This is a genomic window from Pseudomonas putida, assembly GCF_022627325.1.
Taxonomy (GTDB): domain Bacteria; phylum Pseudomonadota; class Gammaproteobacteria; order Pseudomonadales; family Pseudomonadaceae; genus Aquipseudomonas; species Aquipseudomonas putida_X.
In genome coordinates this window covers 115,926-128,284 of record NZ_JAETZZ010000013.1, presented here as the reverse complement: position 1 = coordinate 128,284, position 12,359 = coordinate 115,926, and the positions used below count along the sequence as shown (strand labels likewise).

The window sequence follows — 12,359 nt, the reverse complement described above, 5'->3', positions numbered from 1 at the left end:
AGCCGTTTTTCGGGCCCCACCCCTACCTTATTACCCTAGCCGTTTCCAACAAGAGAGCATGATGGGCGAATTCGATGCCATCCGACCGTACGACGATGCTGAGGTCCCTGCCGTGCTGGCACGCCTGCTCAGCGACCCGGCATTCCTCGATATCCTCACCCACTTCCGCTTCCCGCGCGCAGCCGGGGCATTCGGCTGGCTGCTCAAGCCGCTGATCGCCCGCCGCCTGCGCAAGGAGTTCGCCGGGGTCACCTGCGTGTCCACGTTGCAGGACAAGGTCGAATACTACGTCGACCACACCATCGAGCGCGCTACCGACGGGGTCACGTACACAGGCGTCGAGCAACTCAAGTCCGGTACCGCCTATCTGTTCCTGGCCAACCACCGTGACATCGTCATGGATCCGGCCTTCGTCAACTACGCGGTGTACCACGCCGGCCTGCCGACGCCACGCATCGCCATTGGCGACAACCTGCTGCAAAAGCCATTCGTCAGCGACATGATGCGCCTGAACAAGAGCTTCATCGTCCACCGCTCGCTCAGCGGCCGGCGTGAAAAGCTCGCGGCCTACCAGCTGCTCTCGGCCTACATCAACCATTCGATCCGCAACGACGGTACCTCGATCTGGATCGCCCAGGCCGAAGGCCGTGCCAAGGATGGTGATGACCGTACCGACTCGGCCATCCTCAAGATGTTCCACATGAGCCGCAAGGACGAGCCTTTCGGTGCAGTGATCCAGGGCCTCAACCTCACCCCGGTGTCCATCAGCTACGAGTACGACCCTTGCGATCAGGCCAAGGCGCGCGAGCTGTATATCCGTGCGACCACCGGTACCTACCAGAAAGCGCCAGGTGAAGACGACAACAGCATTGCCAAAGGCATCACCGGCTACAAGGGCCGTGTCCATATCAACTTCGCCCCGCCGGTAACCGCGTTCTACGAGGACACCAAACAGCTGGCGCAGGAGATCGACCGGCAGATCCTGGGTGGCTACCGGTTGTTCCCGGTGCACTACCTGGCCTATGCAATGTGGGACGAAAAGGATGAGGCACTGCAGGTGCCGAGCGCCGAGAAGGTGTTCCCCGCAGAGGAGCTGGCAAAAGCCAAGGAAGAATGGCAACGCCGCCTGGACGCCTGCCCGCAGGAGCAGCGGCCATACCTGGTGCTGCAATACGCCACCCCGGTGCGCAACCAGTATCAGGTCAGGCAACAGGCACCGGTTGCCTGATTACAGGGGCCGCCTGGCGGCCCCGCAGGGTTCAGATCCAGGTACTGAACCAGGACAGCAGCAAGGCCATCGCCAGGCAGGCAAAGCCGAGAATATAGTAATAGCGCGGCACCCGCTGGTCGAACGCATCCACCAGGCCTTCATCCGCTGCCAGGCTCTCGCGGGTGATGGCCTGGCGACGCCGTGCACTGTGCAGCAGCAACCCGCCCGGGCAGGTCATCAACAGTGCCAGCAGATTGATCAGCTTGGTCGGATGGGCGGCCAGAACCCCCCAGAGCACTTGCAAGGACATCACGCAACCTCGGTCAGAACGTCAGCGAAGGCCGGCATTCTACCGAAGGCCGGCGCCGACGCCCGACATTGGCGACAAAGTGTCACTAAATTTCATCTGTCACACGCTCGTCATAAGGGCAGGCCACCCTGTCGGCCTTTTCCCAAGCCGGAGCCTGTTCATGCTGCACGCCGAAAACCAGGATCGCCTCTATCTCGTTGCCCAGAGCGATGAACAGCAGGCGTTGATCGATGGTTTCGCCATCAATGTCCAGGACCGCCAGTGGCTGGTGTATTGCGCGCTGGGCGGGCATGCGCATGAGCATTTGCCAGAGGTGGACCGGCTGACGGGCGTGAGCGTGCTGGACTTTCATTTCGACGCGGCCTGAGGCCTGTGCACGAGCAAAAAAAACCGCTGCCTGGCAAACAGGCAGCGGTTTTTTCTCGCTACAGCGAAAGCTTATTCGCCCAGCACCTGACCGATGGTCGGGTCCTTGAACAGGCGGGTCAACGCATCGCTCAGCACGTCACTCACCAGCTTGGTGTTGGTTTCCTGGTTGGGCGCCATGCCGAAGCGCTGGTCCAACGAGGCGCCATAGCGGCCGCTGTAACGGCGGTTGGCGTTCGACACATCGGCGCGGAAGGTGGCGCCGATGGTGGCTTCGGTCACGTACAGGTTGTCCTTGGGCGACTGGTACTTCAACTCGGCCAGGGTCACGGTCAGCTGCGGCGCATTGCCGGCGTTGGCCGTGGGGGTGAAGCCCAACAGGCGTACGGCTGCCTCGGCCTGGGCCTGCACTTTGGGCACGATGTCATTGCCACTGACACTGATAGTGCTGGTCTCGGGGTACATGCCACCACGAGTACCCAGGGACTGCGAAGCCCGGCCGTCCACTACCTTGACCACCACCGGCTGGCCGTGGCCGACCGGAGCGAGCTGGGCGTTGAGCTTGGGTTGCGGGCTGAGTTGTTGCGGGCTGTGGGCACACCCCACCAGGCTCAGGCTGGCCACGGCAAGCAAACCGAACAACAGACGTTGCAACATGCGTGTTTCTCCAGAAAATGCGGCGAAGGCTCACAGTATACCTAGCGGCAAGCTACAAGCGGCAAGCTAGAAGTAAAAGCCCGCGGGCGCCTTGTTGTGGCTTGCCGCTTGATACCAGGGGAGTCTGTCACACGCGGTTCATGGTCCGGCGGTTATCCTCGCCACAAGCCCTAACACACAGGACTCAACACCATGGCCTCGCTCTGGACCCTGCTCTTGCAACGCTCGCGCCACACCACCTATGCCCGCCTCAATGGCGACGGCATCTGCCTGGGGTTCAAGCAATGCAGCCAGCCACCCGGCAACAGCGGCTGGGTGCAGGTCACGGAAATCCAGCTTGCCTGGCTGGGCCACCCACTGCCCGCCAGCGCCCGGGTTTGCGCCCATGCAAGCCGCCATTGGCAGCGGCGCACCCTGCCCGCCTGACAAACGCTGCAATAAAAAGCACGAATAACGACCTTTCTGCCCGCGACATCGTTATAATCTCCCCCCGATTATAAGGACGTCTCCTGATCGGGCCCCGCATTTGCCGTTTGACCCCGGCACCTTCACCGCTTCGCCCACAGAGAGCCTTCCACTCAGGTCTTGCATCGGCTGTCGTGCCTGCGTTTCCGGCCCTTCGCACTGCATGAACCTGTGGGTTGCCATCGCGCAGTCCCCTTTTGAGGTTCACGTCTCCAAAAGAGCGTGAAAAAAACGGTTTTCACAACTTCACGAGAGTGTGGCGAGCAAATGAACAGTCTGGCATGTGCAATAGCGACAGAGGTGTCCCGAACGGCCCTGAACAGGCGGCTGATACGCTCATTTCACATGGGTGTCTGAATCCGTTCCATAACGCACGCACGACACCTTGACCATAAGTCGAATTGCCGCACCTGGGGCAAACGGCGTTCAATAGACGAACCCGAAGACTGATTTGGCGGTGTCCGCGGAAGTTGCAAGAACTGCGAAAAGTCGGACATGGCGATCCTGGCACCCCTGGGGTCCTATGCTGTCAATTAGGTAGCTGTAGATTGTGGAGACGCGTTAAATGGCGCAGAACGAATCGGTTGATGTAGTACTGGTAGGCGCGGGCATCATGAGTGCCACCCTGGCCGTACTGCTCAAGGAGCTCGACCCGACCCTGAAGCTTGAGGTCGTCGAGGCGATGGACTCCGGGGCCGCGGAAAGCTCCAACCCCTGGAACAACGCAGGCACCGGCCATGCCGGCCTGTGCGAGCTGAACTACACGCCCCAGGCCGCCGATGGCAGCATCGACATCAAGAAGGCCGTGCACATCAACACCCAGTTCGAGGTATCGCGCCAGTTCTGGGCTTACCTGAGCAAAAAAGGCAATTTCGGCCCGGCCCGTGCCTTCATCAACCCTGTCCCGCACCTGAGCTACGTCGAAGGTGACAAAGGTGTTGCCTTCCTCAAGAAGCGTTTCGAGCTGCTCAAGCAGCACCACGCCTTCGCCGAGATGGAATACACCGAAGACAAGGCGGTGATGAATGAATGGATGCCGTTGATGATGCCAGGCCGCCCGGCCGACCAGCATATTGCCGCCACCCGCGTGACCAAGGGTACCGACGTCAACTTCGGCGCACTGACCAACAAGCTGCTCAAGCTGCTGGGCGACTCGCAGAATGCGCAGGTCAAGTACAGCAAGAAGGTCGTTGGCCTGCGCCGTAATGGCGCGGGCTGGACCGTCAGCATCAAGGACGTCAACAGCGGCGGCAGCCGTGAAGTGGACGCCCGCTTCGTGTTCCTCGGCGCCGGCGGCGCGGCACTGCCGCTACTGCAACTGTCGGGCATCCCGGAAGGCAAAGGCTTCGGCGGCTTCCCGGTCAGCGGCCAGTGGCTGCGTTGCGACAACCCGGAAATCGTCAAGCAGCACCAGGCCAAGGTCTACAGCCAGGCCGCCGTCGGCGCGCCGCCGATGTCGGTGCCGCACCTGGACACCCGCGTGGTGGACGGCAACACATCGCTGCTGTTCGGCCCCTACGCCGGCTTCACTACCAAGTTCCTCAAGCACGGCTCGTTGATGGACCTGCCGCTGTCGGTGCGCATGGGCAACATTGGCCCGATGCTGGCCGTTGCCCGCGACAACATGGACCTGACCAAGTACCTGGTCAGCGAAGTGATGCAGTCGATGGAACAGCGCCTCGAGTCACTGCGCCGCTTCTACCCGCAGGCGAAGGCCGAAGACTGGCGCCTGGAAGTGGCTGGCCAGCGCGTGCAGATCATCAAGAAGGATCCGAAAAAAGGCGGCATCCTGCAGTTCGGTACCGAGTTGGTGTCGGCACAGGACGGCAGCCTGGCAGCGCTGCTCGGCGCGTCCCCTGGCGCATCGGTGACGGTGTCGATCATGCTTGAACTGATCGAACGCTGCTTCCCCGAGCAGACCAAGGGCGCCTGGGCCGCCAAGCTCAAGGAAATCTTCCCGGCTCGCGAGAAGACCTTGGCCACCGATGCAGCTCTGTACCACAAGATCAGTGCCGAGAATGATGAGGCGCTGGACCTGGTAGAGAACAGCCCGGCCAAGCATTACGCCTGAACCGGCTGAGACGAAAACGCCCCTTGGGGTTATGCCTGTCAGTTAGGTGATCCAGGGCCGCTTTGCGGCCCTGATCACACTAACTGTATGGCATCGCCGCTGGGGCGTTTTTTGTGCCTGGGGATCAGTCAGCCCCGGGCTTTTTCGATGATCTCGATGTACTCAGCCGCATTGCGCTGATCGGCGATCACTTCGACGAAGGTCTTGCCCTGTTCGTCTTTGCCATCCAGGTCCAACCCGGCTTCGACGAAGAACCCTACGAAACGCTCGAAATCGTCGACACGCAAACCGCGGTAAGCCTTGATCAGCTTGTGCTGAGAAGGTGAGGTCACACCATCCGCAGGCTCAAACTGAAGGAACGACTTGATATAGTCGTCGCTGATTTCGTCACCAATCACCTGCTTCTTGTCTTTGCGCATTGCCGGCTCCAACTGGACCATCACGGATTTCGAAGGCCGGCAGTTTACCCCCCACACGCAGCACGTCTCAACGCGTACGTACGGTACCCGTGTGCAAGTCGGCCCAGACATGGCCGTTGGGGTAGGTCAGAAACTGTACATACACCGTCTCGTTGCGCAGCAGGTCCATCACCACTCGGTAGTCGCTGACCGGATAATTCAGGCTCAACGTACGGGTCTTGTCGTCATACACCGGCTTTTTCAGGCTCTTGCCGGCCTCGCCCTCGAAGGTGAGCAACACCTGGCTGATGGTCGCACCTTTACTCAGCGGCTTGCCTTTGAGGCGCATCTGCAAGGAGGCTGTGATCGGAATGGGCTGTTGATCAGATTGGCGCTGCGCCCCAACCACTACCGAGTAGTCGGTGACCTGCAACAGTTGCTGGCCGGTCGGCGCTTCCTGGCGCAGGGCCTGGTCATCGGGCGGGAGAAACTGGCTGTGCAGCGGTGCGGCGGCAAGAGGCAGGCTGACCGCCAGCAACAGGGGAACGATCGCACGCATGTGAGGCTCCTTGGCATGAAGGCGCACTCTAGCACGCGCAACGACAGGGGCTGTCAATCGAACTGCGCGAGCATCCAGGCGTGATACTGGGCAACACCCTCTTCGCCTTCACGCGGCGCCCAAGGTGCATGCTCGCCGTCGGCCAAAGGCCGGTACGGGCCCGCCTTGCATTCGAACAGGATGCTGTCTGCCTCAAGCACCACCAAAGAATGGAAGATGCCCGGGCGCAGGTCCACGCCAAGGCAGTCGCCACCGGCCTCGAGCACGCGCTTGTCGATGACGGCACCCTGCTCATCGAACATCAGCAGCCCCAAGCGGCCTTTGAGCGCCAACAAGGTCTCGGCCTTGTCCTCGCTCAGGTGCCGGTGAGGCGCGATGTAAGTGGACGGCTGCAAGCCCACTGCCAAACGGTGACAGGGGTCCTGCATGTCATGGAAGTTGTGATGGTAGCGACCACGCGGTGCGTCGGCGGCTTTTTGCGCCAGCCCGGCAAACAACGCTTGGTCGATGAAAGCAGGCTGGCTCATGATCACAGTCCCTTGACGGCGAAGATGCCGTTCGCGTTACGCCAGTAACCTTTATAGTCCATGCCATAACCGAAGATGTAGCGATCGATGCACGGCAGGCCCACATAGCTGGCCTTCAGATCCGGGCTGGCCTTGCGGTCGTGGTCTTTGTCGATCAGCACCGCAGTGTGCACCGAGCGGGCGCCAGCATGCTTGCAGAACTCGATGATGGCACTGAGGGTGTGACCCTCGTCGAGGATATCGTCGACGATCAACACGTCACGATCGATGAACGACACCTCAGGCTTAGCCTTCCAGAACAGCTCACCGCCACTGGTCTGGTTGCGATAACGCGTGGCATGCAGGTACGAGGCCTCCAGCGGGAACTGCAGGTGGGTCAGCAGCTTGCCAGCGAAGATCAGGCCTCCGTTCATGACACAGAACACCACCGGGTTCTTGTCGTGCAGGTCCTTGCAGATCTGCTCGCCAACCTTGGCAATGGCCGCTTCGACTTCGGCTTCGTTGTACAGGCAGTCTGCCTCGCGCATGACTTGACGGATGTGCTCGAGATCAGCGGACATTGCGCTCTCCAGGGGGATTTTGGAAAAGCGGGCAAAGGTACGCATCCGCTCGTCACAGATCAAGCATTTATGGACTAACGTGCAAAAGGACTGCACGACAGCAAAGGCTGAATAGATTAATCTAGCGCGGTTTTTTTGCCCGCCTTTCGGAGCCCCCCCTATGCCCACTCGTGAGATCCGCCACCCGCTGATCCGCCATAAGCTCGGCCTGATGCGCCGTGCCGACATCAGCACCAAGAACTTTCGCGAACTCGCCCAGGAAGTCGGCGCGCTACTGACCTACGAAGCCACTCAGGACCTGCCACTGGAAACCTACGAGATCGATGGCTGGTGTGGCAAGGTGCAAGTTGAAAAAATCGCCGGCAAGAAGATCACCGTGGTACCGATCCTGCGCGCCGGCATCGGCATGCTTGATGGCGTGCTCAGCCTGATCCCGGGCGCCAAGGTCAGTGCCGTGGGTGTCGCCCGCAACGAGGAGACCCTCGAAGCGCACACCTACCTGGAAAAGCTGGCGCCGGACATCAACCAGCGCCTGGCGCTGATCATCGACCCGATGCTCGCCACCGGTGGTTCGATGGTCGCCACCATCGACCTGCTGAAGAAAGCCGGCTGCAAGGAAATCCGCGCCATGGTGCTGGTCGCAGCCCCAGAAGGTATCGAAGTGGTGGAAAAAGCCCACCCGGATGTGCAGATCTACACCGCCTCGATCGACCAGCGCCTCAACGAACACGGCTACATCGTGCCGGGCCTGGGCGACGCCGGTGACAAGATCTTCGGCACCAAGCAGAAGGACGCCTGACCATGCAGGACGGCTTCAACGACCCGCTCTGGCGCCAGGTCGTTTCGGGCGCGCAGATGCTCTTCGTGGCATTTGGCGCGCTGGTGCTGATGCCGCTGATCACCGGCCTGGACCCTAACGTCGCGCTGTTCACCGCGGGTATCGGCACCCTGCTGTTCCAGCTGGTCACCGGCCGCCAGGTCCCGGTGTTCCTGGCCTCGAGCTTTGCCTTCATCACGCCCATCATCCTTGCCAAAGGCCAGTTCGGCCTGGCCGAGACCATGGGCGGCGTGATGGCCGCAGGTTTCGTGTACACCTTCATGGGCCTGATGGTGAAGATCAAGGGCACCGGTTTCATTGACCGCATGCTGCCACCCGTGGTGATCGGCCCGGTGATCATCTCCATCGGCCTGGCCATGGCACCGATCGCGGCCAACATGGCAATGGGCAAGGGCGGTGACGGCGCGGTACTCATGCCGTACAAGACCGCCATGCTGATTTCAATGCCGGCGTTGCTCACCACCCTGATCGTCGCGGTGTTCGGCAAAGGCATCTTCCGCCTGGTGCCGATCATCTCCGGGGTACTGGTAGGGTTTGCTTTGGCGTTCGCCTTTGGCGTGGTCGACACCGCCAAGATTGCCGCCGCGCCTTGGCTTGAGATCCCCAACTTCACCGCACCAGCGTTCAACTGGCAGGCCATCCTGTTCATCGTACCGGTAGCCCTGGCCCCGGCGATCGAGCACATCGGCGGCGTGATCGCAGTCGGCAGCGTGACCGGCCGCGACTACCTGAAGAAGCCTGGCCTGCACCGCACTCTGCTCGGTGACGGCCTGGCCACCACGGCAGCAGGCCTGTTCGGCGGCCCACCCAATACCACGTATGCCGAAGTGACCGGCGCCGTGATGCTGACCAAGAACTACAACCCGAAGATCATGACCTGGGCGGCGATCTTTGCCATCACCCTGGCCTTCATCGGCAAGTTCGGCGCGTTGTTGCAAAGCATCCCGGTGCCGGTGATGGGCGGCATCCTCTGCCTGCTGTTCGGCTCGATCGCAGCGGTGGGCATGAACACCATGATCCGCCACAAGATCGACCTGGGCGAAGCACGCAACCTGGTGATCGTGTCGGTGACCCTGGTATTCGGTATCGGCGGCGTGCTGATAGGCAGCGGCGACGGCCCAGATGATTGGGGCCTGAAGGGCATCGCCCTGTGCGCTATCGTGGCCATTGCCCTGAACCTGATCCTGCCGGGCAACGATGGCTGGAAGAAAGAGAAGCTGGATGTGTAGAAGCGGCCTCGCGTCGCTAAAGGGCCGCTAAGCGGCCCTTTTTATTCACGCCTTTTCACACATCTGCGCCAGCACCCTCACCCACTCCGGGTGATCATTCAGGCACGGCACCAGGACCAACTCTTCGCCCCCCGCCTCGATGAACTGCTCCTTGCCGCGATCGCCAATTTCCTCCAGCGTCTCGATGCAGTCGGCCACGAACGCAGGGCACATCACCAGCAGCTTTTTGGCACCAGCCTTGGCCAGCTCATCCAGACGCGTCTCGGTATAGGGTTCGATCCACTTGTCCCGCCCTAACCGCGACTGGAACGAGACAGACCACTTGCCGTCCGGGATGCCCATCCTGGTGGCGAACGCCTTCGCCGACGCCAGGCATTGCCCGCGGTAGCACACCGCGCGCACTTCGGCGCTGGCGTCCTTGCAGCAGTCCGCTGCCCGCAGATCATGCTTGCTGCCAGGCATGAGCTTCTTCAGGTGCCGCTCCGGCAAACCATGGAAACTCAGCAACAGGTGGTCATAGTCCTGTTCAAGGTAAGGCCGGGCGCTGGCCACCAGGGCATCGATGTATTCAGGGTGGTCGTAGAACGGTTGCAGCACACGCAATTGCAACGGCAAGGCGCGTTCGGCGACAGTCTGGTTGGCCTGCGCCACCACCGTAGTCACCGTACTGTCAGCGAATTGTGGGTAAAGCGGCGCCAGCGTCACCGTACGCACACCTTGAGCGGCAAGGCGCTCGAGCACCTGTGGCAGCGCCGGCTCGCCATAACGCATGGCGATTTCCACCGGGCCGTGGGGCCAGTGCTCGACCATCGCGGCCTGCAGCCGACGCGTCAACACCACCAGGGGCGAGCCCTCGTCCCACCAGATCGAAGCATAGGCGTGGGCAGACTGCTCCGGGCGCTTGATCAGGATCAGCGACACCAGCAAGCGCCGCAACGGCCATGGCAGGTCGACTACGTAGGGGTCCATCAGGAACTGATTGAGGTAGCGGCGCACATCGGCTACCGATGTGGAAGCCGGAGAACCCAGGTTGACCAGCAACAGCGCGTGATCGGTCATGCAGCGTCCTATGTCAGAGGCGCTTGGACAGGTTGTCCAAGGCCGATTGCAGATCGTTGAAACGGAAGGTGAAGCCTGCGGCCAGCAAACGCACAGGCCGTGCCCGCTGGCCACCAAGCAACAGCGTCGACAGCTCGCCCAGGCCCGCCTTCAGCAGCAGGCCGGGTACCGGCAGTAGCGCCGGCCGGTGCAGCGCCCGGCCCAGGCGCCGGGCGAATTCGCGGTTACGCACAGGCTCTGGCGCGCAGGCATTATAAGGACCGCTGGTGTCCTTGTGCCGTAACAGAAAATCTATCAGGGCAACCTGGTCGTCTATATGCACCCAAGGCATCCACTGCCGGCCATTGCCCAATGGGCCGCCCAGCCCCAGCTTGAACGGCAGGCGCAGGCGCGACAGGAAGCCCCCATCGCTGGCCAGCACCAGCCCCGTGCGCACCAACACCACGCGCAGCCCAAGGGCCTGCGCACGCTGCGCGGTTTCTTCCCACGCGATGCACAGTTGGCTGGCGAAATCCTCGCGTACCGGCGGCGAAGCCTCGGTCAATTCACGCTCACCGCCATCGCCATACCAGCCCACCGCCGACCCCGAAATCAGCACTTCGGGACGTTGCTCGCGGGTCTCGAGCCAGGCCAGCAATTGCTCGGTAAGGCTGATACGGCTGGCCCATAGCACATTGCGCCGTGACGCAGTCCAGGGCCGGTCGGCAATCGGTGCGCCGGCCAGGTTGATCACGGCGTCCACGGGCTCGTCTGCGGCCAGTTCTTCCAGCCGGGCAACCCCTCGCACCCCGCTGCCACACAGGCGCGCAACCTGGTCGGGGCGCCGGCTCCACACGGTCAGGCGATGACCTTGGGCGAGCCAGAACGGGCAAAGATGCTGGCCGATCAAGCCAGTGCCGCCTGTCAGCAATATATGCATGGCTGTGTCCTCACAGAGTGCGGCGATGGTCTATTTTTACAGCAAGGCACTTTTTTAACCCAACGCTCTCAGATAAACATAGGCCAACCTGCCCTAAGAAGCGGTATAACCTTATACAGATTTTAAGCATTGTACAGGTTTGCCTGACAGCGTAGTCTGCTTACAGCAAGGTTCGAAGAGGCCATCATGACAGTACCTATTGCCATCATCGGTGCCGGTATCGCCGGCCTTTCCGCTGCCCAGGCCCTGCAGAAGGCCGGGCAATCCGTTCACCTGTTCGACAAAGGCCACGGCAGTGGCGGGCGCATGGCCAGCAAACGCAGCGAGGCCGGAGCGCTCGATCTGGGCGCCCAGTACTTCACTGCGCGCGACCGGCGCTTCGTCGAGCAGGTGCAGCAATGGGTGGCCGCCGGCTGGGCCGAACAGTGGAAGCCGCAGCTGTACAACTACCGTGACGGTGAACTGACTCCCTCCCCCGACGAACAGACGCGCTGGGTCGGCGTGCCGCGCATGAGCGCGATCACCCGCGGCATGCTCAAGGACGTCACGGTCAACTTCGGCTGCCGCATCGCCGAAGTGTTCCGCGGCAAGCAGTACTGGCACCTTCAGGACACCGAAGGCTGCAGCCATGGCCCGTTCAGCCGCGTTGTGATTGCCGTCCCCGCGCCGCAAGCCACGCCGCTGCTGGCCGCGACCCCCAAACTGGCCGCTGTGGCAGCGGGCGTGGTAATGGAGCCCACATGGGCCGTTGCCCTGGCTTTTCAGACACCGCTGGACACCCCGATGCAGGGCTGCTTCGTACAGGACAACCCGCTCGACTGGTTGGCCCGCAACCGTAGCAAGCCAGGCCGCGATGAGCAGCTCGATACCTGGGTACTGCATGCCACCTCCACGTGGAGCAAGCAGCACATCGACCTGGCCAAGGAAGAAGTGATCGAACAGCTTTGGGGCGAATTCGCCGAACTGGTCGGCTGCGTGGTGCCCGCACCGTCCTTCTCCGTGGCGCATCGCTGGCTGTATGCGCGGCCGGCCGGCAGTCACGAATGGGGCGCGCTGGCCGATGCCGACCAAGGGCTCTATGCCTGCGGCGACTGGTGCTTGTCTGGCCGCGTGGAAGGCGCCTGGCTCAGCGGTCAGGAGGCGGCCCGACGCCTGCTGGAGCATCTCGAATAAGCAAAACTGCAAAACTAT

15 protein-coding genes are annotated in these 12,359 nt (G+C 61.9%); 7 read left to right on the top strand and 8 right to left on the bottom strand.

Translation table 11 applies throughout. The annotated features are described in order from the left end of the window. Positions 1-58: 58 nt before the first annotated feature. Positions 59-1,228 carry a 1-acyl-sn-glycerol-3-phosphate acyltransferase gene (locus JNA92_RS20365; protein WP_241806340.1) on the top strand — a complete coding sequence of 390 codons (1,170 nt, stop codon included), beginning with the start codon at positions 59-61 and terminating at the stop codon, positions 1,226-1,228. A gap of 31 nt (positions 1,229-1,259) precedes the next feature. Here the strand turns inward: JNA92_RS20365 and JNA92_RS20360 are convergent, their stop codons facing one another. Continuing rightward, positions 1,260-1,520, bottom strand: coding sequence for a hypothetical protein (locus tag JNA92_RS20360; protein WP_241806339.1), 261 nt, complete (start codon positions 1,518-1,520; stop codon positions 1,260-1,262). A gap of 160 nt (positions 1,521-1,680) precedes the next feature. Between JNA92_RS20360 and JNA92_RS20355 the strand changes: the two genes are divergently transcribed. Continuing rightward, positions 1,681-1,887 (top strand): hypothetical protein, encoded by a 207-nt coding sequence (locus JNA92_RS20355; protein WP_241806338.1) that lies wholly within the window; start codon positions 1,681-1,683, stop codon positions 1,885-1,887. Between the two features lie 71 nt (positions 1,888-1,958). On the opposite strand, the gene JNA92_RS20350 is transcribed toward JNA92_RS20355, so the two are convergent. Next, the gene (locus tag JNA92_RS20350) at positions 1,959-2,543 is read right to left on the bottom strand and encodes a YajG family lipoprotein (RefSeq protein ID WP_241806337.1); all 585 of its coding nucleotides are present in this window, start codon (positions 2,541-2,543) and stop codon (positions 1,959-1,961) included. 192 nt (positions 2,544-2,735) lie between these two features. Between JNA92_RS20350 and JNA92_RS20345 the strand changes: the two genes are divergently transcribed. Both JNA92_RS20345 and mqo read left to right on the top strand, forming a co-directional pair. Continuing rightward, positions 2,736-2,969: a hypothetical protein gene (locus JNA92_RS20345; RefSeq protein WP_241806336.1), complete on the top strand. Its 234-nt coding sequence runs from the start codon at positions 2,736-2,738 to the stop codon at positions 2,967-2,969. 604 nt (positions 2,970-3,573) lie between these two features. Beyond that, a complete protein-coding gene (mqo, locus tag JNA92_RS20340; RefSeq protein WP_241806335.1) occupies positions 3,574-5,079 on the top strand; it encodes a malate dehydrogenase (quinone) in 1,506 nt (501 codons plus the stop codon). Between the two features lie 128 nt (positions 5,080-5,207). Here mqo and JNA92_RS20335 read toward each other — a convergent pair whose 3' ends face one another. From JNA92_RS20335 to JNA92_RS20320, 4 genes are all read right to left on the bottom strand, one after another. After that, positions 5,208-5,498, bottom strand: a complete 291-nt coding sequence (locus JNA92_RS20335) for a PA4642 family protein (protein ID WP_241806334.1) — start codon at positions 5,496-5,498, stop codon at positions 5,208-5,210. Between the two features lie 67 nt (positions 5,499-5,565). Beyond that, a complete protein-coding gene (locus JNA92_RS20330; protein ID WP_241806333.1) occupies positions 5,566-6,036 on the bottom strand; it encodes a hypothetical protein in 471 nt (156 codons plus the stop codon). Between the two features lie 53 nt (positions 6,037-6,089). After that, positions 6,090-6,563: a WbuC family cupin fold metalloprotein gene (locus JNA92_RS20325; protein ID WP_241806332.1), complete on the bottom strand. Its 474-nt coding sequence runs from the start codon at positions 6,561-6,563 to the stop codon at positions 6,090-6,092. A gap of 2 nt (positions 6,564-6,565) precedes the next feature. Beyond that, entirely contained in the window at positions 6,566-7,123 is a 558-nt protein-coding gene (locus JNA92_RS20320) for a hypoxanthine-guanine phosphoribosyltransferase (protein WP_012316248.1), read from the bottom strand. 160 nt (positions 7,124-7,283) lie between these two features. Here JNA92_RS20320 and upp point away from each other — a divergent pair, with 160 nt between their 5' ends. Then, positions 7,284-7,922 carry a uracil phosphoribosyltransferase gene (gene upp, locus JNA92_RS20315; RefSeq protein ID WP_011532223.1) on the top strand — a complete coding sequence of 213 codons (639 nt, stop codon included), beginning with the start codon at positions 7,284-7,286 and terminating at the stop codon, positions 7,920-7,922. 2 nt (positions 7,923-7,924) lie between these two features. Further along, positions 7,925-9,190 (top strand): uracil-xanthine permease family protein, encoded by a 1,266-nt coding sequence (locus JNA92_RS20310; protein ID WP_241806331.1) that lies wholly within the window; start codon positions 7,925-7,927, stop codon positions 9,188-9,190. Positions 9,191-9,235: 45 nt separating this feature from the next. Here the strand turns inward: JNA92_RS20310 and hemH are convergent, their stop codons facing one another. Next, on the bottom strand, positions 9,236-10,249 hold the full coding sequence (hemH, locus tag JNA92_RS20305) for a ferrochelatase (RefSeq protein ID WP_241806330.1): 1,014 nt from the start codon (positions 10,247-10,249) through the stop codon (positions 9,236-9,238). A 13-nt stretch (positions 10,250-10,262) separates the two neighbouring features. Further along, a complete protein-coding gene (locus tag JNA92_RS20300) occupies positions 10,263-11,168 on the bottom strand; it encodes a TIGR01777 family oxidoreductase (protein ID WP_241806329.1) in 906 nt (301 codons plus the stop codon). A gap of 186 nt (positions 11,169-11,354) precedes the next feature. Here JNA92_RS20300 and JNA92_RS20295 point away from each other — a divergent pair, with 186 nt between their 5' ends. Beyond that, complete coding sequence (locus tag JNA92_RS20295; RefSeq protein ID WP_012316253.1) at positions 11,355-12,341, top strand: NAD(P)/FAD-dependent oxidoreductase; 987 nt, start codon at positions 11,355-11,357, stop codon at positions 12,339-12,341. Positions 12,342-12,359 lie beyond the last annotated feature (18 nt).

What these genes read in the sequence shown, in the direction of transcription:
- JNA92_RS20365 (WP_241806340.1), top strand. Translation starts at nt 59, where the DNA reads ATGATGGGCGAATTCGATGCCATCCGACCGTACGACGATGCTGAGGTC.
- JNA92_RS20360 (WP_241806339.1), bottom strand. Translation starts at nt 1,520, where the DNA reads ATGTCCTTGCAAGTGCTCTGGGGGGTTCTGGCCGCCCATCCGACCAAG.
- JNA92_RS20355 (WP_241806338.1), top strand. Translation starts at nt 1,681, where the DNA reads ATGCTGCACGCCGAAAACCAGGATCGCCTCTATCTCGTTGCCCAGAGC.
- JNA92_RS20350 (WP_241806337.1), bottom strand. Translation starts at nt 2,543, where the DNA reads ATGTTGCAACGTCTGTTGTTCGGTTTGCTTGCCGTGGCCAGCCTGAGC.
- JNA92_RS20345 (WP_241806336.1), top strand. Translation starts at nt 2,736, where the DNA reads ATGGCCTCGCTCTGGACCCTGCTCTTGCAACGCTCGCGCCACACCACC.
- mqo (WP_241806335.1), top strand. Translation starts at nt 3,574, where the DNA reads ATGGCGCAGAACGAATCGGTTGATGTAGTACTGGTAGGCGCGGGCATC.
- JNA92_RS20335 (WP_241806334.1), bottom strand. Translation starts at nt 5,498, where the DNA reads ATGCGCAAAGACAAGAAGCAGGTGATTGGTGACGAAATCAGCGACGAC.
- JNA92_RS20330 (WP_241806333.1), bottom strand. Translation starts at nt 6,036, where the DNA reads ATGCGTGCGATCGTTCCCCTGTTGCTGGCGGTCAGCCTGCCTCTTGCC.
- JNA92_RS20325 (WP_241806332.1), bottom strand. Translation starts at nt 6,563, where the DNA reads ATGAGCCAGCCTGCTTTCATCGACCAAGCGTTGTTTGCCGGGCTGGCG.
- JNA92_RS20320 (WP_012316248.1), bottom strand. Translation starts at nt 7,123, where the DNA reads ATGTCCGCTGATCTCGAGCACATCCGTCAAGTCATGCGCGAGGCAGAC.
- upp (WP_011532223.1), top strand. Translation starts at nt 7,284, where the DNA reads ATGCCCACTCGTGAGATCCGCCACCCGCTGATCCGCCATAAGCTCGGC.
- JNA92_RS20310 (WP_241806331.1), top strand. Translation starts at nt 7,925, where the DNA reads ATGCAGGACGGCTTCAACGACCCGCTCTGGCGCCAGGTCGTTTCGGGC.
- hemH (WP_241806330.1), bottom strand. Translation starts at nt 10,249, where the DNA reads ATGACCGATCACGCGCTGTTGCTGGTCAACCTGGGTTCTCCGGCTTCC.
- JNA92_RS20300 (WP_241806329.1), bottom strand. Translation starts at nt 11,168, where the DNA reads ATGCATATATTGCTGACAGGCGGCACTGGCTTGATCGGCCAGCATCTT.
- JNA92_RS20295 (WP_012316253.1), top strand. Translation starts at nt 11,355, where the DNA reads ATGACAGTACCTATTGCCATCATCGGTGCCGGTATCGCCGGCCTTTCC.